We start from the raw sequence: 19,245 nt of genomic DNA on the forward strand, positions 1-19,245 counted from the left end.
GGGCGTATCAGCTTGGCGATCCTAAGGCGCGATGCTGGAGGGCCGGGGCTGGCTGAGGCGCTTGGTTACACAGCGTTGTGGCGCTCAGCCCTGCCAGCGCAGCAGCACCCCCCGTTCGCCGAGCAGGAAGATCTTGCCGTCGCTCTCTTCGAATCGGGTGAAGTTGGTGGGCTGTTCAGCGCCCACGGGATCCCGTTGCCAGCTCTCGCCGCCATCGCGGCTCATCAGCAGGGTGCCGTTGCCGCCACCGGCCCAGATGGCGCCATCGGGGGTCCAGGCCAGATCCATGTAGCCGTAGCCATTGGTGATCGGAATGATCGGCTTGCTCCAGCTTTCGTTGTTGCCGCGCTCGGTGTTGAAACGAATCTGGGCGCCGCGCGCCAGCATCCAGAGATTGCCGTCGGGCTGATAGCCGATGCTCTGCAGCCGCTGACTGCTCACCCGTTGGTGCACCTGCCACACATCCTGGCCGGGATCCCAGCTGGCATAGAAGTTGCCCAGGCTGCTGACGCTCACGTAGCGACCGTCATCGCTGCGGCGCAGATCACGCACGGCGCCGGCGGCATCGCTCACTTCCGCTTCCCAGCTGCCGCCGCCATCGCGGCTGCGATACACAGCCCCCACGTTGGTGGCCAGTTCGGCAGTGTTGGGGCCGAGGGCTGTGATCAGATAGGGCTCGCCGGGCAGCTTGGTGTCGAGGAACAGACGGGTCCAGTTGTTGCCGCCGTCAGTGCTGTGCATCAGCAGGCCGGGCTGGCCGGCGATCCAGCCGTCCTTCCCGTCGAAGTCGATGCTGATCAAGCGGAAGTTCTCCTCCTCCGGCAGGTCCAGGCTGCGCTCACTCCAGCTGCTGCCGCCATCGTTGGTTTCCAGAATCATCCGATTGCTGCCCACCAGGAAGCCATGCTCGGCATCGGTGAAGGCCACATCGAGAGGGTTGGCCTTGGTTTGCAGGTCTATTGCCTGCCAGGGGCTGGTTTCCGCCGCCGCCAGGCGGGTGGACACGCAGCCGCCGAGGCCGAGGCCGAGGCAGGCCACGAGCAGCAGGTGGAGCAGGGGATGGAGCAGGCGCTTCATGACGGTCGCGACGTGGGGCTGGGTCAACGAGGACTCAGCGGAGGGAATACAGGGAGAGGAAAAAGGCGAAGGCGAGGGCGAGGCTGCCGAAGATCAACACATTCTTCTGGCCGGGCGTCAGCCGGTTCACCCCGAGGCCGTAGTTGAGGTTCTCTTCGAAACCACTGGCCTTCGTGCGCGGACCGATGTCGCGGAAGGCCCCCACCTTGCTGCGACACACCGGGCAGCGGAAGCTGATCGCGTCGAGGTCCTCGAAGGCGGTGCCGGCGGTGATTCCCAGCTTTTTCACCCCCTCATCGGGGTCATACACATAGCCGCAGCTCCGACACTCGAAGCGGTGGGTGCGCGGATCGCTGCTGACGCTGTCCTGTTCGGGAGCTTCGGTCGGCTGCTCTGGCACGGGAGCGCTCGGCTCCTGTGCTGGGGTCTCGTCGCTCACCGCTGCTCGGCCTGGCCCCTCAACTCTATCGGGGGGCTCCAGGCAACAGAGTGCGGCAGCGAGTGTCAGACTGCCTTGAGATCGGGCCTGCCCAGATGTTTGCGCTGCCGGGTTATGACGCCTTTCTCGGTTTCCTGCTGATCGCGGCGGCGGTTCCGGTGCTGGCGTTGGTGACCAACAAGCTGTTGGCACCGCGCAGTCAGCAGGGGGAGCGGGAGCTCACCTACGAATCCGGCATGGAGCCGATCGGTGGTGCCTGGATTCAGTTCAACATCCGCTACTACATGTTCGCGTTGGTCTTCGTGATCTTCGATGTGGAAACGGTGTTTCTCTATCCCTGGGCTGTGGCGTTTCACCGCCTCGGTCTGCTGGCGTTCATCGAGGCCCTGATCTTCATCGCCATCCTGGTGGTGGCCCTGGCCTACGCCTGGCGCAAAGGCGCCCTCGAGTGGAGCTGACCGATGCCTGACCCAACCACCTCTTCGCTCCCCGCCACGCCATCCATCGATGCCGTGCGCGACCTGCGGGCCGCCAGCTGTGGTCCCGTCGCCGGTGCCGCTGAAGGGGCCCCTGCGGTGACCAGCGATCTGAGTGAGAACGTCATTCTCACCAGCCTCGATGACCTCCACAACTGGGCCCGCCTGAGCAGCCTCTGGCCTCTTCTCTATGGCACCGCCTGTTGCTTCATCGAGTTTGCGGCCCTGATCGGTTCCCGCTTCGATTTCGACCGTTTCGGTCTGGTGCCCCGCAGTTCACCGCGCCAGGCTGACCTTCTGATCGTGGCGGGCACCGTGACGATGAAGATGGCCCCGGCGCTGGTGCGGCTCTACGAGCAGATGCCGGAGCCCAAGTATGTGATCGCCATGGGGGCCTGCACGATCACCGGCGGCATGTTCAGCGCCGACTCCACCACCGCGGTGCGCGGGGTCGACAAGCTGATCCCTGTGGATCTCTATCTCCCCGGCTGCCCGCCCCGCCCGGAAGCGATTTTCGATGCGGTGATCAAGCTGCGCAAGAAAGTGGCCAACGAATCGGTGGCGGATCGTCGTCAACTGCAGCAGACCCACCGCTATTGCACGGTGCAGCACAGCATGCAGCGGATCGACCCAGCCGTGACCGGGGCTTACCTGCGGGCCGAAACCCAGGTGGCGGCCCTCAAGCCTGGGGCCGGTCTGGCGATGCCAGATCTCCCCGCATCCCAGCCTGAATCCGCCCCTGCGCTTGATCCCATCACCACTTCTGAGCCGTCATGAGCGCCACCCCTGAGAAGCAACCGGTTGCCGATGCGGTCGTTCCCAGCGCGCCGGAGCCTGGTCCGGTCAGCCAGTGGCTGAGTCAACAGGGTTTTGAGCACGAGTGCTTGCCTGCTGACCACATCGGTGTGGAGACCATCGGCGTGGAGGCGATCTTTTTGCCAGTCATCGCGGCTGCACTGAAGAGCCACGGCTTTGATTACCTCCAATGCCAGGGCGGCTACGACAAAGGGCCCGGCCAGCAATTGGTCTGTTTTTACCACCTGGTGGCGATGGCCGATGTGGTGGAAGGGCGCAGTGATGCCGTGCGGGAAGTGCGCCTCAAGGTGTTTCTCCCTCGGGAAGGCCAGCCCAGTGTTCCCAGCCTCTATGGCCTGTTTCGTGGAGCGGATTGGCAGGAGCGCGAAACCTTCGACATGTTCGGCATTCAGTTTGAAGGCCACCCCCATCCCAAGCGTCTGTTGATGCCGGAAGACTGGAAGGGCTGGCCGCTGCGCAAAGACTATGTGCAGCCCGATTTCTACGAAATGCAGGACGCTTACTGACTCCTTCAGATGTCCCGTTTGTGCTTTCGATAAAACCGCATCACCGCCAGGGCCAGGCTGCGGGGATCGTGCCGAAGGGTGGCCGTGGGGCGTGCACCTTGCAGGGGTGCTTCCATCACGTCGTAACCCTCTGCTTCGAGATGGTGTCGGTCGCAGATCACCGGTTCGGCGCCCCGTTGGCGGTAATGACCGATCAAGGCAGACTCCGCCAGTTTCTCCTGGGCCAGCACGGCACCGAAGAGCCGTTGGCTGACGCCGAGTGAGGCCAGCTGGGCTTCGATCGCTCGCAGATGGCCAGCCACATCCAGGCCATCGGTTTCACCGGGCTGGGTCATCAGGTTGCAGATGTAGAGGCGTGGCGCCCGGCTCCGCTGGATCGCCGTGACCAGTTCCGGCACCAGCAGATTCGGCAGCAAGGAGGTGTACAGACTGCCGGGACCGAGCAGGATCAGATCGGCCTGGGCAATCGCCTCCAGGGCCCTGGGCAGAGCTGGTGGCTGCTCCGGTAGGCAACCCAGGCGCACGATCGGGCTCGGAGCATGGCCAATCGCTGATTCACCTTCAATCCGGCTGCCGTCCTCCAGCTCAGCCCAGAGACGCACATCCACATTGGTGGCGGGTACCACCTGCCCCTGCACCGCCAGCACCCTGCTGGAGGCGGTGATCGCCGTTTCCAGGCTGCCCGTGATTGCGGTGAGCGCTGAGAGAAACAGATTGCCGAAGCTGTGGCCCTCGAGGCCGCCTCCGGCGGAAAACCGATATTGGAACAGCTTGGTGAGAAGCGGCTCCTCGGTGGAGAGGGCCGCCAGGCAGTTGCGGATATCGCCGGGGGGTTGCACGCCCAGTTCCCGGCGCAGCACGCCGCTGCTGCCGCCGTCGTCGGCCACGGTCACAATCGCTGTGATGTGGCTGCTATAACGCTTCAGGCCGCTGAGCAGGGTGGAGAGGCCGGTGCCGCCTCCGATCGCCACGATGTTGGGGCCCCGGTTCAGCCTGCTTTTCGCCCGCAGGGCATCCACGAGCACGGTGTCTTTTTCAGGCGCCAGGGCCTGTTGAATCGAGCCGAAGCTGCGGCTCTGCCCCCAGAGCACCAGGCCGATTCCCAGCAAGAGAACGAGAGGGCCGGTGATGCCGCGGGGCATCACCCGGGTGATCCAGCTCAGGGCTTCCTGGATTGCCCAGAGAGCCCAGTAGATCGGTTGGAGATCGGCCCAGACCGCCGCTCCGAGCAGGGCCAGCACCAGGCCGATGCCGGAGGTCAGCACCCAGCGCTTCACCACCAGGCCCGGCTGCAGCCAGCGCACCGCCCGGCGAGACCGGCTCATCAGATCCCTCTGGCGCATCGCCTGCTGCTGCCGCCGTTGGCTGCGGCGACTGTCGCGGCGCGGGCTGCGTTGGGAAGGGGGGATCGACGAGGTCAAACGGTCGGTCGCAGTTCGGAGCCACTGGGACGACTGTAAGGACGCTGGGCCGCTGCACCACCCTTGGCAGGGACAGGCAGGATGGGCCTGTTTCTGCTGCCAGATCCTCGTGCCCAGTTCCGCTGTGGCCACCCCGGTGGTGGAGATGCGCAACCTCACCATGCAGTGGGGTCCGAAGCCGGTGCTGGATCGGGTCAATCTGACGATGCAGCCCGGCGAGCGGTTGGCGGTGGTGGGGCCATCCGGCGCTGGCAAGTCGACCGTGCTGCGCTTGCTCGCAGGCCTGCAGCTGCCCACCTCCGGCGACCTGCACTTATTCGGTCAGCCCCAGATCTATCGCCGCCTCGATCAGCGCCAACCCCCCGATGTGCGCCTTGTGTTCCAGAACCCGGCCCTCCTGGCGTCGTTGACCGTGGAGGAGAACGTGGGTTTTCTGCTGAGTCGATTGGGGCGCATGCGGCCGGCGGAGATCCATACGCGAGTGATGCAATGCCTCGATGCGGTGGGCTTGAACGACGTGGCCGACAAATATCCCGGTCAGTTGAGTGGGGGCATGCAGAAACGGGTCAGCTTCGCCCGTGCCCTGATTGACGATCCGGATCGGCAGGAGGGGGCGATGCCCCTGTTGCTCTACGACGAGCCGACGGCGGGTCTTGATCCGGTGGCCTGCACCCGCATCGAAGACCTGATCATGACAACCACCACCGTCGCCAACGGGTGCTCGGTGGTGGTGAGTCATGTGCGCAGCACGATCGAACGCTCGGCTGAGCGGGTGGTGATGCTCTATGCCGGACAGTTCCGCTGGGATGGCTCGATCGAGGAGTTCCGTCAGACCGACAACCCCTATGTGCGTCAGTTCAGGACGGGTAGTCTTCACGGGCCGATGCAGCCCTCTGAGCACTGATCCCCATGCGTCGCAGCGTTCGAGAAGCAATCGTCGGTTTTTCCATCGTGGGAGCGATTGCGGCTTTCGCCGGCGCCATGCTCTGGATGCGCGGCATCCGTCTCGGGGCGGAGACCTGGACGGTGACCGTCAGTTTTGACGACGCCGGCGGCCTGGATGCGCGCTCCCCGGTCACCTACCGGGGCATCCTGGTGGGCTCGGTTCGCTCGATCAACGTCACCCCGGAGGCGGTGTTGGCCACCCTCGAGATCAATGAACCCGACCTGCGTCTGCCTCTGCCGGTGACGGCCAGCGTGGGTGCGGCGTCGCTGCTCGGCGGCGACGCCCAGGTGAATCTGATCAGCCAGAACAAGCCGTTGCCGGCCGATGCGCCGCGGCCCAAGTCGAAGCGCTGCTCCGGCAGTTCCGTGCTGTGCGATGGCGCCCAGATCAGCGGCGTGGAGGCTCCCAGCCTGGATACGGTCACCGCCTCGATGCAACGGCTGCTGCAACAGGCCGAGCAGGAGAAGCTGGTGAGCAACCTGGTGGGGTCCACCAAGCAGTTCGATGCCACGGCTGAAGACGTGCAGAAGCTGATCGAGCAGCTCAGCCGCGAAGTGGCCAGGGCTCAGCCCACGATCAACAACCTCAACAAGGCCACAGCGGAGGCCGCTGAAGCTTCCGTGCACATCAAGAACATCGCCGCTGCCTTCGACAATCCTCAGACAGTGAATCAGCTCAAGCAGACCGTGAGCAATGCCCGTTCGATGACGCAGAAATTTGATGCGGTGGGCGGTGATGTGGAGAAGCTCACCTCCGACCCCACCTTCATGAAGGCGGTGCGGGATGTGACCATCGGCCTGGGTGCCTTCTTCCAGGAGCTCTATCCCGCCCAGACCAGCCAACCCTGAAGCGGTTGCTGGTTGGTGTTCACCTGGCTGGTGGTCACACCGAGCTGATCGCCTCCATGGCAATGGCGGCGATCGCCTGGTCGCTCGCTTTTGGGAGCTGCACATACTTGCCGCCGGCGGCTTCGGCCAGGTCCTTGCCCATGCCGCTGCCGATGAACTTGCGCTCGGTGTCGATCACCAGCAGCTTGATGCCCAGCAGCCGGTAGCGGCTGGCAACATCCAACACCTCCTGTTTGAGGTCGGGCTTCTCATCACCCTCCAACTGGGGCTGGCCCAGAGACGTGCTCAAGGGCACATTGCCGCGGCCGTCGGTGATCGCCACCACCACCACCTGGCCGAGATCGCCCGTGGCCAGAGCATTGGCTCCCACCCGGGCGGCCTGGGTGAGGCCATGGGCCAGCGGTGAGCCGCCGCCGCAGGGCATCGATTCCAGCCGCCGGCGGGCGGCGGTGATCGAGCGGGTGGGGGGCAGCAGCACCTCCGCCTGGTCGCCACGGAAAGGGATCAGGGCCACTTCGTCGCGGTTTTCGTAGGCCTCGGTGAGCAGGCGGATCACGGCGCCCTTGGCGCTCTGCATGCGGTTGAGCGCCATCGAGCCGCTGGCATCCACCAGGAAAATCACCAGGGCGCCGGCCTTGCGCTGCAGCAACTTGGCGCGCAGATCGGCCTCCTCCACGATCACGGTGCGCTCCGGCTGGCGTGCCCGGCGCGCTTTCTGGTACGGCGCCGCCGCGCGCAGGGTGGCATCGACGGCGATCCGGCGCACGGGGCCGCGGGGCAGCATTGGTTTCACGTAACGGCCGCGGCTGTCGCTGAACACCAGCGAACGGCTGCCGCTGCTGCCGCTTTGGCTCTTGGCGGCATTGAAGAGCAGCAGATCGGGATCGATCGCCACCGCTTCCGGATCGAGCATGAACTCCTCGGGCACCGAGGGCGGTGCTTGGTCGTCTGGGGAGTCGTCCTCCGGGCTGTCGTCCTGGTCCGGATCGTTGTCGTCGCTGCTGTCATCGCTGCTGTCGTCGTCGGGCGGGTCGCTCTCGTCCTCGCCGGATCCTTCCGGCGGTGGCGGTTGATTCTCCGGGTCCTGATCACCGGCCTCCGGTGGCGGCGGGCTCTGGTCCTGCGGCTGTTCGGGGGGAGGTGGCGGCTCCATCTGCTGATCCGGTGGCGGCAGCTGGGAGGCGCGCGGTGCGATCACCAGGGCCACGGCCACCTGCAGGTCATCGGCCTCCACCCGGTCGCGGCCGCTCAGGGCGGCATGGGCCTTGGCGACGCGCACGGCATAGAGCTCGGAGCGGTGGCCCTCCACGCCGCCCCGAATCGCCTCGGTCACCAGGTATTCGATCTGTTCGCCGCCGATCTGCACATCCGGCAGCCATTGGCGGGCCAGCAGCAGCTGGGTGGCGAGGGCATCGGTCTCCTCGCGCCAGCGCTCGGCGAAGCTGCGGCTGCACTGGCCGTGGGTCAGCACCGCTTCGGTGATCTCCACCCGTTGTTCGGTGCTCACCAGCTGATTGGCGGACAGGGCGATTGCAAAGCGATCGAGCAGGTGATCGCGCACCGTGCCCTCCTCCGGGTTGTAGGTGGCGATCAGCAGCGGCCGGCAGGGATGGCTGAGGCTGAGGCCCTCCCGCTCCACCTGGTTCACGCCGCTACCCACCGCCGCCAACAGCAGATTGACGATGCCGTCATCGAGCAGGTTGAGCTCATCCACATAGAGCACGCCCCGGTGCGCCTCTGCCAGCAGGCCTGGTTGGAACACGGCGTTGCCACTGGCCAGCGACGCGGTCACATCCACGGATCCCACGAGCCGATCTTCGGTGACGCCCAGGGGCACCTGCACGAACGGCGCCGGAATCACCCGGGTGGGCATCAGGGCGTCGGAGCTCCTGTTGTCGGGATCGCCGCCGAGGGCGGTGATGCGTCGCCGGGCGTTGTCGTCCCAGTCGTCCGGCCTGGTGGGGTCGAGGTTGCGGCCGTGGCTCTGGGGGCCGTCGCCCCCCTCCACATCCAGCACCTCAATCGGTGGCAGCAGGGCGTGCAGGCCGCGGGCCAGCACGGATTTGCCCGTGCCCCGGCCACCGGCGATGATCACGCCGCCCAGGCCGGGATCCACCGCCGCCAGCATCAGCGCAAGTTTGAGGGTGCCATGCCCGGTGATCGCCGCCAGCGGGAAGGCGCGGTTGGCCTGATCCTGGGCTGCCGTGCTGGCCACTCCGCTTGCCACCATTGATGCGTCCAGCGCTGTTCAGGTGGCTCAGTCTCGCTGATGCCCTGCGTTCAGAGTGCGTAAGGATGCAGCACGTCGCCCAGGCTGATCGGGAAGTCCCTGCTGTTGCGCGTGGCCAGGGTCAGGCCATGGCAGCGGGCCGTCGCCAGGATGATCGCGTCGGGAGCTTTGAGGCCATGGCGCTGGCGGGCCTGCACGGATTCCCGAGCAACGTCGCTGTCCAGAGGGAGCCGCTCAAAGCAATCCAGCCAGGATTCCACTGCCCGGCTTTCCGCGGGGCGGCAGCCGACCAACACTTCGATCCAGGTGATCACGCTGACAGCGGGCTGCTGCTGCCGCTCAAGCCAGTCGCGTGCTGTGGCTTCACCTTTGAGAACGTCGATCAGCACATTGGTGTCGAGGAGCAGTCGCATCAGCGTGTCCACTCCTGCCGCAACTCGGATTCGAGCGTGAGGGCATCGGTGTTGCGGTCGCGCCAGAGGCCGAACACATTGTCTGATCGGGGTTGCTGGTGTTGCAGCCAGAGGTGCAGCGCTTCGCGGATCGCTGCGGCGCGGGAGAGGCCCCGTTGACGGCAGTGGGCATCGAGCACAGCGCGTTCGTCCTCGGGGAGATCGATGATCGTGCGCATGCAGGCAGCGTTATCAGATGTCGTCATCATAAGATTCAAGGTTTCTTCTGTCAGTTCGCGCGTGTCTGTTGCTTTGCGGGCCGCTGATCGTCCGCCCAGCGTCGGCAACGGCCTGGCGGTGGCCCTTGGGGCCAACCGGCCCAGTGCGGTTGGATCGCCCCGCGACACCCTTCTGGCAGTGCGGCCGCTGCTGGAAGAGCACGTGCGGGGCTGGGCTAGCCAAGATCCCTGCTTTCGCTGGTCATCCCTGCACGACACGGCACCCGTCGGGGGTCCTCCCGATCAGCCCTTCTACTGCAATGCGGTGCTGCTGGTGGAGGGGCTGAAGGCCTCGCCGAGCGGGAGCGCCGCTTTGGCGCTTCTGGATTCGCTTCAGGCGTTGGAACAGGCGTTTGGCCGTGACCGATCCCATGAGCAGCGCTGGGGCCCCCGCAGCCTCGATCTGGATCTGCTGTTTTGGGGTGAGCTGCGCCTGGAGCACCCGCGCCTGCTGCTGCCGCATCCGCGTCTGCATCTACGTGCCTTCGTGCTCGAGCCGCTGCTGGAGGCGATGGCTGGTTCCCGCACCCGTCATGCTGGTGCCGAGTCCTCCCCCTGATGTGATGGCATCCCTGCCGGCTTCCGAGCCCTGCGAGCTGCTCGAAACGCTCGAGACGGTGGAGGCCCGCAAAATCCGGTTTGAGCGCCAACGCATCAGGCTGCCGATGGGCGTGGAGGGCAGCTTCGGCATCATTCGCCATCCTGGCGCCTCCCTGGCGGTGCCGATCACGAACGAGGGCCAGGTGGTGGTGCTGCGTCAGTACCGCTTCGCCGTGCAGGCCCGCCTGCTGGAGTTCCCCGCCGGCACCCTGGAGACCGGGGAGGACCCCCTGGAATCGATGCAGCGGGAGCTCGGCGAGGAGGCGGGCTACAGCGCTGCCCGCTGGGATGCGCTGGGGCCGATGCTGCCCTGCCCCGGCTACTCCGATGAGGTGATCCATTGCTTCCTGGCCCGGGAACTCACACCCCTGGAGCACCCGCCGGCCGGTGACGACGATGAAGATCTTGAGGTGCTGCACATGACTCCGGTGGAGCTGGATGCCCGCCTCGCCTCCGGCGAGGAGTGGCTCGATGGCAAGAGCGTCACCGCCTGGTTCCGCGCCAAGCAGCTTCTGGGTCTCTGATCAGCTCGGCCATGAACGCTCTCCGCACCCTCTTCTGGCATCGCCGCGATCTGCGTCTGGCCGATAACACCGGTCTGCAGGCGGCTGTCGGCCTCGGCCCCGCCGTCACGGGGGTGGTTGTGCTCGATCCGGCGATCCTCTCGCCGCCGCCGCACTTGCCGCCGATGGCGCCGGCCCGGCTCTGGTTTCTGGTGGAGAGCCTGATCGAGCTGCAGCAGCGCTGGCGTGAGGCCGGCAGCCGTTTGTTGGTGGTGGCCGGCGATCCCGCCACCGTGCTGCCCCGGCTGGCCAGCCTGCTTGATGCGCCTGCGGTGGTGTGGAGCCGTGATGTGGAGCCCTATGCGCGCGAGCGCGACCGGGCGGTGGCCAGAGCGTTGCAGGCCGATGGCCGCAAGGTGCTGGTCGACTGGGACCAGCTCCTGGTGAATCCGGAGCTGCTCAAGACCGGCGGCGGTGATCCCTACCGGGTGTATGGGCCGTTTCTGCGCAACTGGCGCGGCCAGGTGGAACGCAGCGAGCCCAGCACGGTGGCGTCTCCCAGTGGATTGATCGATCTTGAGCCGGAGACGCTTGCGCTGATCAGCAGCGGCGAGGGGGAGCTGGGTCGTTTGTGCCTGGAGGGTCAGCGGCAACTGGAGCACTTGCGCGCCGCCCATGGCTTTGCGGGCATTGAGCTTTGCCCCTGCCGGCCTGGAGAGGCCGCGGCGGCGGAACAGCTGGCCACGTTTGTGGCTGGCCCGTTGATGGCCTACGAACCCGACCGCAACGTTCCGAGTGTGGTGGGTACGTCGTCTCTGAGCGCTGCGCTGAGTGTGGGCACCCTGAGCCCCCGTCAGGCCTGGTGCGCCGCTCAGGAGGTGAAGCAGTGCGTGCGCAGTGATGAACAGCTCCAGGCGATCACGGTGTGGGAGCAGGAGCTGGGCTGGCGTGAGTTCTATCAACAGGCGTTGTTTCATTTCCCTGAGCTGGCGGATGGCCCTTACCGGCCGCAATGGCGCCGCTTCCCCTGGGAGAACAACGACGACTGGTTCGACTTCTGGAAGGATGGCCAGACCGGCATGCCGATCATCGACGCGGCGATGCGCCAGCTGAATCAAACCGGCTGGATGCACAACCGCTGCCGCATGATCGTGGCGTCGTATCTGGTGAAGGATCTGATCTGCGACTGGCGCTGGGGCGAGCGCGCCTTCATGGAGCTGGAGGTGGATGGCGATCTGGCCGCCAACAACGGCGGCTGGCAATGGAGCGCCAGCAGTGGCATGGACCCCAAGCCACTGAGGATCTTCAACCCGGCCACCCAGGCCTCAAAATTCGATGCGGAAGGGGAGTACATCCGCCGCTGGTTACCGGAGCTCCGCCACGTCAACACCAACGATCTGTTGAGTGGTGAGATCCCTGCTCTGGAGCGACGCGGCTATCCCGAGCCGTTGGTGAACCACAAAAGCCAGCAGGCGCGCTTCAAGGCGCTTTACGCCACCATCCGCTCCACTTGAGCAGTGCGGGCCAGCAGGGTTCGCAACACGGCAATCACCTGATCCTGCTGCTCCAGGGACAGTTCCGGGAAGATCGGCAGGCTCAGCACCTCGCTGCAGAGTTGTTCGGTGACCGGCAGGCTGCCGGGGGCCGGCTGCTGGTCGGCGTAGGCCGGTTGACGGTGGATCGGGATCGGGTAATAGATGATCGTGCTGACGCCCTGCTCCTGCAGGCTCTGCTTCAGCCAGTCACGGCAGCGGCTGCTGGGTAATCCGAAGCCACTGGCTGGGTCGTCGCACCGGCCGGCGCAATGGGGCTGGTTCTCGGGGCAGAGGCGCACGCGCACCACGAACTGGTTCCAACCATGGCCGACTGCAGCGGCAGAGGCAGGGTGGGGGAGTTGCAGGCCCGGCAGACCTTCCAGGGCCTCCTGATAGCGGCTGGCGATGGCACGGCGCTTCTCGACCCAATCGCCCAGATGGGGCAGTTTCACGTTGAGAACGGCGGCCTGCAGGGCATCGAGGCGGCTGTTGTAACCCAGCGCGGTGTGCAGATAGCGCCTGGGCATGCCGTGCACCGCCAGTTGGCGCATGCGTTGGGCCAGCTCCGCATCACGGCAGGTGACGGCGCCGCCATCACCGGCGCCTCCCAGATTCTTGGTGGGGAAGAAGCTGAAGCAGCCCACATCGCCCCAGCTCCCCACGGCCTGGCCGTTCCAGCTGGCGCCGGTGGCCTGGGCGCAGTCCTCTACCACCTTGAGGTCATGGCGCCGGGCGATCGCCATCAGCTGATCCATGTCCACCGGGCGGCCGAACAGGTGAACGGGAATGAGGGCCCGGGTGGCGGGGGTGATCGCCGCTTCGATCTGATTGAGGTCGATCAGATAGGTGGCGGGATCCACATCCACAAACACCGGGGTGGCGCCCACGGCGCTGATCGCTTCGGCTGTGGCAAAGAAGCTGAAGGAGGCGGTGATCACCTGATCGCCGGGTCCGATGCCCAGGCCCCGCAGCGCCAGAATCAGGGCATCGGTGCCACTGTTGCAGCCCACGGCGTGGGGCGTGCCGACGCTGGTGGCAAACCGTTCCTCGAAGCGTTGAATTTCGCCGCCGCCGATGTATTGACCACTGCGCAGCACCCGCAACACGGCATCGTCGAGCTCCGGCCCCAGATCGGCGAGCTGCTGACTGAGACTGAAGGGAGGCACCTGCATGCCGGGCACCTTAGGCCGGGTTGCGACGCCAGCCATCACCATGGTGGAGCGTGAGAGGTCCATCGTTCCGTGATGACGCGTTGTCGGACTGCAGCACGGGCTCTGGTGCTGGTCAGCGGACTGTTGGCTGGGCTGTTGAGCGGTTGCATACCGGGCCAGCAGAAACCGAGCTGGAGGATCGTTCCCCTGCAGCGCAGCCAGCCCCATGACGGCCTCGGCGTGGTGAGCCAGCCGGATGGCTATGGCGTGCACCTCTACCTCGAAACCGACACCAGCGACCCGGCGATCTGCAAGCCGCGCTGGCTGGCGAGTCCGGCGCGGTTGTTCAACGGCAATGGCACCGCTCCCTTCTCATCGGGATTGGCCTCCCAACAGGAATTTTTTGCTGTTGTGCAGCGCCGCGACGTGCGCGAGGCGCTGAAGCGCGAGCTGGAAGCGCTCTGCAAAGCCCGTGCTCCCCAGGCCCGCTGGCAGTGGCAGGACCCTCCCACCAAGGCGTCGGAGGTCAGGCCCGTGCGCCTTCCCGCCTGGGAGGGGGAGGATCTGCTCACCGACCCGAGCGAGGAGCGTCGCCGCCAGGAGGCCCTGCTGCAGGGTGATCGGCTCAATGCGGATCAGCCCTGAAGCCTTCCCACACGATCGGCTCCGCTTCGCGCCAATAGCGGCTGAACCGTCCCAGCCGGGGCGGCCGCGGCAAGCGCACGAACGGTTCAGGTTCCAACAACCGCACCGGCAGCTCACGGTCGATCGCCGCCGCGATGCCTTGCAGCCGGGGATCCACCGCTTCACTGGTGATCACGCCATCGGCGCCGTGGCGCCGCGCAAAGCCGATCACCTCGGTGGCCACATCGCCGCTGCGGATGCTCACGGGCAGGGCCAGAGCGCATTCGTAGAGAAAGCCCAGGCGTTTGCGGCTGATGTGCTGCTCGCGGATCCAGCGGCTGTCAAACACGAACAATGCTGGCGCTCCAGGAGAATCCTCCAGAGCGGGATTGCTGGGGCCAAGCGCTTCCTCATGAATCCAGAGGATCGGCTGTCGGAGCTCCATCAGCGACGCCTCCGTGCGGTCACGGCCCGCACAGACCTGGGGGCGGCGAACAACTGCTGCTCCAGCTGCTCGTAGCTGCCGTCAAAGGGGCATTGGGCTGCACTGGCACAGTCGCGGCAGAAACGCCCGTTGCTGTAACGCTCCAGATTGTCGCGATTGAAAAAGTAAGGCTTGTGGCTGAAGCTGCTGGCCACCCACTGCCAGCTCAGGTGATTGCTGGCGGGGTCGCCATCGAGCAGGTGCTCGAGGAACCAGTCGGCGCCGGCCTTCCAGTGGACGCGTCGCCAATGCACCACATAGGCGGCCAGCCACATCCGGGCGTGGTTGTGCAGCCAACCGCTGTGCACCAGTTCCGCCCGGAATGCATCGATGCAGGCCAGTCCGGTGCGGCCATCCCGGATGTCTTCAGGAAGTTCCACGCGGTAGCTGGCGGGGTCATGGCCGGTTTTGAGCTCCTCCTGGCTGTCGTGGATGCGATCGCCGAGGGCTTGCCACATCCGCTGCCAGAAATCCCGCCAGCCCAGTTCATTGATCAATTTGGCGCCGTCATCGCGGCTCTGCCCTCGCTTCTGCAACTGCAGGAACACGGCATCGCGTACCTCCGCCAGGGAGAGCACGCCATGACGAATCCAGGGGGAGAGCCGGGTCACGGCGCCGTCCAGGTGGTTGCGACTGCGGCCATAGCGCTTCGGCTCCAGCTGCTGCAGCTGGGCCGCCGCCGCTCGGCGGCCGCCCTGGATTGGGCTCAGCGGCCCCTCGGCCTCCGGGAACGTGGCCGCGAGCAGTTGCTCCAGAGCGTCTCGATTGGGCAGATCGCGCGGCAAGTCTCCGGGCTGCGCCGGCCAGGGCAGGGGCGGAGAACTTGGCAGGGGTGGCACCGACGCGTGGGGGCAGGGGCCGTCATCCTGACGGTGATGGGAGAGAATCGCCCCCACAGACACCACCGCCGGTCCGATGCTTCTCGATCTCACGGGCAAGAAGATCCTCGTTACCGGCATTGCCAACAACAAATCGATCGCCTGGGGCATCGCCCAGCAGCTCCGGGCGGCCGGGGCCGAACTGGGTATCACCTACCTCCCCGACGAGAAGGGCCGTTTCGAAGCCAAGGTGCGTGATCTGACCGCACCCCTGGAGCCCAGCCTGTTTCTGCCCCTGAATGTGCAGGACGCGGCCCAGATGGAAGCGGTGTTCGCCGAGATCAAGCAGACCTGGGGCGTGCTCGATGGTCTGGTGCACTGCCTCGCCTTTGCCGGCAAGGAGGAGCTGATCGGCGACTACAGCGCCACCACTGCCGAGGGTTTTGCCCGGGCCCTGGAGATCAGCGCCTATTCCCTTGCCCCCCTCTGCCGCCACGCCAAGCCCCTGTTCAGCGAGAAGGCCGGCGTGGTCACCCTCACCTATCTCGGCGCTGAGCGGGCGATCCCTAACTACAACGTGATGGGTGTGGCGAAGGCGGCCCTGGAAGCCTCGGTGCGTTACCTCTCCGCCGAGCTGGGCCCGGAAAAGCAGGTGCGGGTCAACGCGATCAGCGCCGGCCCGATCCGCACCCTCGCCAGCTCGGCCATCGGCGGCATCCTCGACATGATCCACAACGTGGAGGAGAAAGCGCCCCTGCGCCGCACCGTCACCCAGACCGAGGTGGGCAACACCGCCGCCTTCCTGCTCAGCGAGCTCTCGAGTGGTATCTCCGGCCAGACGATCTACGTGGATGCGGGCTACTGCATCAACGGGATGTGAGTCCGGCATGATCGGTTGGTTCTGACTGAGTCAGCGCTTCGGGCGCCAGCTAGCCATGCGCACCGGCACCATCCATCGCGTCACCGGTGAAACCGATGTGCGCGTGAAGCTCAACCTCGACGGCAGCGGCAGCTGCACGGTGAGCACCGGCGTGCCGTTCCTCGATCACATGCTCCATCAGATCAGCAGCCATGGCCTGATCGATCTGGAGATCGAGGCCAGGGGTGACACCCATATCGATGATCACCACACCAATGAGGATGTGGGCATTGCCGTGGGTCAGGCCTTAGCCCAGGCCCTGGGCGATCGGCGTGGCATCCATCGCTTCGGCCACTTTCTGGCGCCTCTGGACGAGGCGCTGGTGCAGGTGGCCCTGGATTGCTCCGGCCGCCCCCACCTGAGCTTCGGTCTGCAGATTCCCGCTCAGAAGATCGGCAGCTACGACACCGAACTGGTGAAGGAGTTCTTCGTGGCGGTGGTGAACAACTCCGGTCTGACGCTCCACATCCGCCAGCTGGATGGGGTGAATTCCCACCACATCGTGGAGGCCTGCTTCAAAGCCTTCGCCCGTGCCCTGCGCCTGGCCACGGAGATCGATCCCCGTCGGGCCGGCGCGGTGCCCAGCAGTAAGGGGGTGCTGGAGCAGGCCGGCGCCGGCTGAGCCGTGCCGCGGGCTCCATGGCGGCCGCGCTTCACAGTCCGTTACGAGAGGATGGGGGCTGCCACGCCCGCCGCCCGTGACCGTTGCTCCCGCCGCTGATCGCTTCAACCGCGACGACTGGGCCAGCGCGTTCCGCAATGTGGAGCAGGAGCTCACCAACGTGGCCCTGCATCCCGTGCGCGGAACCGTGCCGCCAGAGCTGGTGGGCACGCTGTACCGCAACGGTCCCGGTCGCCTGGAACGGGGCGGCCAGCGCGTGCACCATCCTTTTGATGGCGACGGCATGATCACCGCCCTGCGCTTTGACGCTGGCGGTGCGGTCAGCCTCAGCAATCGTTTTGTGCGCACCGCCGGTTGGTTGGCGGAGGAAGCAGCCCAGAAGGTGCTGTATCGGGGAGTGTTCGGCAGTCAGAAGCCCGGGGGGCCGCTGGCGAATGCCTTTGATCTGCGCCTGAAGAACATCGCCAACACCGGTGTGGTGCGCCTGGGCGATGCGCTGTTGGCGCTGTGGGAAGCGGCTGAGCCCCATGCCCTTGATCCCGACACGCTCGAGACCCATGGCCTCTCCCTGCTGGGCGGCGTGCTCAGCCCCGGTGAGGCCTTCAGCGCCCATCCGCGGTTTGATCCCGGCCATCACGGCCGGCCGCGCCTGGTCAGCTTCGGCGTCAAGACCGGTCCGCGCAGCACGATCCGGCTGATGGAGTTCGCCACGGAGGACGATGCCGCTGCCGGCATCCGCGCCGGTGATCTGCTCAGCGAGCGACGCGACAGCTTCAACGGCTTTGCCTTCCTGCACGACTTCGCGATCACGCCCAACTGGGCCGTGTTCCTGCAGAACGCCGTGGCCTTCAACCCCCTGCCTTTTGTTCTCGGTCAGAAAGGTGCGGCCCAGTGTCTGCAGTCCAAGCCCGGCGGCCAGGCGAAGTTCTGGTTGATTCCCCGCGATGGCGGTGTCTTCGCCGGCCAGCAGCCGCGGATCATCGACGCCCCGGAGGGCTTCGTGTTTCACCACCTCAATGCCTGGGAGCAGGAGGGCGATGTGGTGGTGGAGAGCATCTACTACAGCGATTTCCCCTCGATCGGCCCGGATGTGGATTTCACGGCCGTGGATTTCGACCTGATCCCCGAAGGACTGCTGGAGCAGTGCCGCATCCACCTGGAGAGCGGTCAGGTCACAACGACGCGGTTGAGCGAGCGTTGCTGTGAGTTCGCGATGGTGAATCCCCACAGGGAGGGCCTGCCCTGCCGCTTCGCCTGGATGGCCGCGGCGGAGCGGGAGCGGGGCAATGATCCGCTTCAGGTGATCAAGAAGCTCGATCTCCACACTGGAGACCGCCAGATCTGGAGCGCCGCGCCCCGCGGTTTTGTCAGCGAGCCGCTGATGGTGCCCAGGCCCGGTGCGGAAGCTGAAGATGATGGCTGGGTGCTCGAACTGTTCTGGAACGGGGAGCGACAGGGCTCGGATCTGGTGATCCTCGATGCGGCTGACCTGCGTGAACTGGCGGCGTTTGAATTGCCCCTGGCCATCCCCCATGGCCTGCATGGCAGCTGGGTGCCTTCGCTTACGTCGGCACCTGCAGGCGGTTCACCAGATGGCGCTGCTCCACAGACGCGCGCCAGTTGATCTTTCGCCCCACGCGCATCCCCACGCTGGCGCCGATCTGACGCGCCGCGGGGTTGTTGCCGCCGAGCAGGGAGCCGATCCGGGCGGCGAGCGACTCGCTCAGGGCTTCGCCGGCGCTGTCGTCCACCATGCTGTTGAACCAGCGCCGTTTCCCCACCCCCTTCCAGCCCGTGGTGAGGTCGCTGCCGAGCTGGCCACCGAGCATGCCGCCGACGGCAAAGCCAGCCAGACCACCCACGGGGCCGGCGATCGCCAGGCCCAGCGCTGTTCCGGATCGGGTGCCCATCTCTTCTCCGAGCTGGGTGGAGAGTCGGTTCCAGGTGAGGGGAATCACCTGACTGTGGACGGGGTTCTTGCCATCCGCCAGGGCGCTGCCCAGCACGGATCCGATCACTGCACCGAAGAGGGACCCCGTGGCCCCCAGGATCAGGGCGCCCTTGGGGCCGAACAGCACGGCGCCCACCGTGCCGGCGGTTCCCGCCAACAGCACCTGACCGGCCACGGCGCCGATCATGCTGCCGCCCACGTCCCGGCTCACCTGATCCCAGCCGCCGGTCGCGGGCGCGGAGGGCTCCGGCGTTGTCGCTGGGCTGGCATGGTGGCCATCGCTCAGTTGCCAGCCCATGGCGGCCAAGGCGATCTGCCAGCGCACGGCGGTGCAGCCAGCCGCCAACGTGATCACCAGTGATCGGCTCGCGGCTGAGCAGCGCAGCGCGGCCACCCAGGGTTCCGCCAGCAGCATCGATTGCAGGCCTCGCTGCTCCTCGGCGGTCAGATCCGCCGGCCAGCGCAGCCGCAGGCGACCGGGCAGCTCATGCACCACCTGCAGGGTGTTGGATCGCGGGTTCATGGCGCCGGTTCACCTCCCAGCATGCTGCTCGAGCCTGGATGGATCTGGTGATGATTGGCATCCGGCCGGTCATGCCTGCGTCACAT

Annotated in this window: 22 protein-coding genes; 12 read left to right on the plus strand and 10 right to left on the minus strand. The window is 66.2% G+C overall.

Translation table 11 applies throughout. The annotated features are described in order from the left end of the window. Nucleotides 1–84: 84 nt before the first annotated feature. Both SynRS9909_RS01365 and SynRS9909_RS01370 read right to left on the minus strand, forming a co-directional pair. On the minus strand, nt 85–1,077 hold the full coding sequence (locus SynRS9909_RS01365) for a photosynthesis system II assembly factor Ycf48 (protein ID WP_007100868.1): 993 nt from the start codon (nt 1,075–1,077) through the stop codon (nt 85–87). Between the two features lie 34 nt (nt 1,078–1,111). Beyond that, nucleotides 1,112–1,516 carry a rubredoxin gene (locus SynRS9909_RS01370; RefSeq protein ID WP_038000929.1) on the minus strand — a complete coding sequence of 135 codons (405 nt, stop codon included), beginning with the start codon at nt 1,514–1,516 and terminating at the stop codon, nt 1,112–1,114. A gap of 95 nt (nt 1,517–1,611) precedes the next feature. Between SynRS9909_RS01370 and SynRS9909_RS01375 the strand changes: the two genes are divergently transcribed. The 3 genes from SynRS9909_RS01375 to SynRS9909_RS01385 are packed head-to-tail and all read left to right on the plus strand — an operon-like array spanning nt 1,612 to nt 3,314. Next, nucleotides 1,612–1,974, plus strand: coding sequence for an NAD(P)H-quinone oxidoreductase subunit 3 (locus SynRS9909_RS01375; RefSeq protein ID WP_007100866.1), 363 nt, complete (start codon nt 1,612–1,614; stop codon nt 1,972–1,974). Between the two features lie 3 nt (nt 1,975–1,977). Further along, nucleotides 1,978–2,769 (plus strand): NADH-quinone oxidoreductase subunit NuoB, encoded by a 792-nt coding sequence (nuoB, locus tag SynRS9909_RS01380; RefSeq protein WP_038000926.1) that lies wholly within the window; start codon nt 1,978–1,980, stop codon nt 2,767–2,769. After that, the gene (locus tag SynRS9909_RS01385; protein WP_007100864.1) at nt 2,766–3,314 is read left to right on the plus strand and encodes an NAD(P)H-quinone oxidoreductase subunit J; all 549 of its coding nucleotides are present in this window, start codon (nt 2,766–2,768) and stop codon (nt 3,312–3,314) included. Before nuoB ends, SynRS9909_RS01385 begins: the two co-directional genes overlap by 4 nt. Nucleotides 3,315–3,319: 5 nt before the next feature. Here the strand turns inward: SynRS9909_RS01385 and yvcK are convergent, their stop codons facing one another. After that, the gene (gene yvcK, locus SynRS9909_RS01390) at nt 3,320–4,639 is read right to left on the minus strand and encodes a gluconeogenesis factor YvcK family protein (protein WP_038000923.1); all 1,320 of its coding nucleotides are present in this window, start codon (nt 4,637–4,639) and stop codon (nt 3,320–3,322) included. Between the two features lie 256 nt (nt 4,640–4,895). Here yvcK and SynRS9909_RS01395 point away from each other — a divergent pair, with 256 nt between their 5' ends. After that, complete coding sequence (locus tag SynRS9909_RS01395) at nt 4,896–5,639, plus strand: ABC transporter ATP-binding protein (protein ID WP_038001712.1); 744 nt, start codon at nt 4,896–4,898, stop codon at nt 5,637–5,639. Between the two features lie 5 nt (nt 5,640–5,644). Continuing rightward, nucleotides 5,645–6,529 (plus strand): MlaD family protein, encoded by an 885-nt coding sequence (locus SynRS9909_RS01400; protein WP_007100861.1) that lies wholly within the window; start codon nt 5,645–5,647, stop codon nt 6,527–6,529. A gap of 34 nt (nt 6,530–6,563) precedes the next feature. Here SynRS9909_RS01400 and bchD read toward each other — a convergent pair whose 3' ends face one another. From bchD to SynRS9909_RS01415, 3 genes are read right to left on the minus strand one after another with little or no spacing between them, the layout of a single operon-like run. Further along, nucleotides 6,564–8,759, minus strand: a complete 2,196-nt coding sequence (gene bchD, locus SynRS9909_RS01405) for a magnesium chelatase ATPase subunit D (protein WP_007100860.1) — start codon at nt 8,757–8,759, stop codon at nt 6,564–6,566. Nucleotides 8,760–8,809: 50 nt separating this feature from the next. Next, nucleotides 8,810–9,172: a type II toxin-antitoxin system VapC family toxin gene (locus tag SynRS9909_RS01410; RefSeq protein ID WP_007100859.1), complete on the minus strand. Its 363-nt coding sequence runs from the start codon at nt 9,170–9,172 to the stop codon at nt 8,810–8,812. After that, the gene (locus SynRS9909_RS01415; protein WP_007100858.1) at nt 9,172–9,390 is read right to left on the minus strand and encodes a CopG family transcriptional regulator; all 219 of its coding nucleotides are present in this window, start codon (nt 9,388–9,390) and stop codon (nt 9,172–9,174) included. The genes SynRS9909_RS01410 and SynRS9909_RS01415 overlap by 1 nt, the downstream gene beginning before the upstream one ends. Nucleotides 9,391–9,451: 61 nt before the next feature. Here SynRS9909_RS01415 and folK point away from each other — a divergent pair, with 61 nt between their 5' ends. From folK to SynRS9909_RS01430, 3 genes are read left to right on the plus strand one after another with little or no spacing between them, the layout of a single operon-like run. Further along, complete coding sequence (gene folK, locus SynRS9909_RS01420; RefSeq protein ID WP_240307727.1) at nt 9,452–9,988, plus strand: 2-amino-4-hydroxy-6-hydroxymethyldihydropteridine diphosphokinase; 537 nt, start codon at nt 9,452–9,454, stop codon at nt 9,986–9,988. A gap of 4 nt (nt 9,989–9,992) precedes the next feature. Then, on the plus strand, nt 9,993–10,553 hold the full coding sequence (locus tag SynRS9909_RS01425) for an NUDIX hydrolase (protein WP_038001708.1): 561 nt from the start codon (nt 9,993–9,995) through the stop codon (nt 10,551–10,553). Between the two features lie 11 nt (nt 10,554–10,564). Continuing rightward, nucleotides 10,565–12,046 carry an FAD-binding domain-containing protein gene (locus SynRS9909_RS01430; RefSeq protein ID WP_007100855.1) on the plus strand — a complete coding sequence of 494 codons (1,482 nt, stop codon included), beginning with the start codon at nt 10,565–10,567 and terminating at the stop codon, nt 12,044–12,046. Here the strand turns inward: SynRS9909_RS01430 and SynRS9909_RS01435 are convergent. Continuing rightward, the gene (locus tag SynRS9909_RS01435) at nt 12,022–13,239 is read right to left on the minus strand and encodes a DegT/DnrJ/EryC1/StrS aminotransferase family protein (RefSeq protein WP_038001707.1); all 1,218 of its coding nucleotides are present in this window, start codon (nt 13,237–13,239) and stop codon (nt 12,022–12,024) included. The genes SynRS9909_RS01430 and SynRS9909_RS01435 overlap by 25 nt on opposite strands. Before the next feature lie 72 nt (nt 13,240–13,311). Here SynRS9909_RS01435 and SynRS9909_RS01440 point away from each other — a divergent pair, with 72 nt between their 5' ends. Further along, nucleotides 13,312–13,863 carry a hypothetical protein gene (locus SynRS9909_RS01440; RefSeq protein WP_038000916.1) on the plus strand — a complete coding sequence of 184 codons (552 nt, stop codon included), beginning with the start codon at nt 13,312–13,314 and terminating at the stop codon, nt 13,861–13,863. Here SynRS9909_RS01440 and SynRS9909_RS01445 read toward each other — a convergent pair. Further along, the gene (locus SynRS9909_RS01445) at nt 13,844–14,287 is read right to left on the minus strand and encodes a hypothetical protein (RefSeq protein ID WP_007100852.1); all 444 of its coding nucleotides are present in this window, start codon (nt 14,285–14,287) and stop codon (nt 13,844–13,846) included. The two genes, SynRS9909_RS01440 and SynRS9909_RS01445, sit on opposite strands and share 20 nt — an antisense overlap. Further along, nucleotides 14,287–15,165, minus strand: a complete 879-nt coding sequence (locus tag SynRS9909_RS01450; protein WP_050752590.1) for an FAD-binding domain-containing protein — start codon at nt 15,163–15,165, stop codon at nt 14,287–14,289. Before SynRS9909_RS01450 ends, SynRS9909_RS01445 begins: the two co-directional genes overlap by 1 nt. A gap of 76 nt (nt 15,166–15,241) precedes the next feature. On the opposite strand from SynRS9909_RS01450, the gene fabI reads away from it, so the two are divergent. The 3 genes from fabI to SynRS9909_RS01465 all read left to right on the plus strand — a co-directional run bounded on the left by fabI (nt 15,242) and on the right by SynRS9909_RS01465 (nt 18,309). Further along, on the plus strand, nt 15,242–16,024 hold the full coding sequence (gene fabI / locus SynRS9909_RS01455) for an enoyl-ACP reductase FabI (protein ID WP_007100850.1): 783 nt from the start codon (nt 15,242–15,244) through the stop codon (nt 16,022–16,024). Nucleotides 16,025–16,079: 55 nt separating this feature from the next. Next, nucleotides 16,080–16,685 (plus strand): imidazoleglycerol-phosphate dehydratase HisB, encoded by a 606-nt coding sequence (gene hisB / locus SynRS9909_RS01460; protein WP_007100849.1) that lies wholly within the window; start codon nt 16,080–16,082, stop codon nt 16,683–16,685. A 76-nt stretch (nt 16,686–16,761) separates the two neighbouring features. Beyond that, nucleotides 16,762–18,309, plus strand: coding sequence for a carotenoid oxygenase family protein (locus tag SynRS9909_RS01465; protein ID WP_007100848.1), 1,548 nt, complete (start codon nt 16,762–16,764; stop codon nt 18,307–18,309). Here the strand turns inward: SynRS9909_RS01465 and SynRS9909_RS01470 are convergent. Beyond that, the gene (locus tag SynRS9909_RS01470) at nt 18,248–19,159 is read right to left on the minus strand and encodes a hypothetical protein (RefSeq protein ID WP_007100847.1); all 912 of its coding nucleotides are present in this window, start codon (nt 19,157–19,159) and stop codon (nt 18,248–18,250) included. The two genes, SynRS9909_RS01465 and SynRS9909_RS01470, sit on opposite strands and share 62 nt — an antisense overlap. Nucleotides 19,160–19,245: the final 86 nt, after the last annotated feature.

Source organism: Synechococcus sp. RS9909, assembly GCF_014279595.1.
In the GTDB taxonomy this organism is placed as follows: Bacteria; Cyanobacteriota; Cyanobacteriia; order PCC-6307; family Cyanobiaceae; genus Synechococcus_C.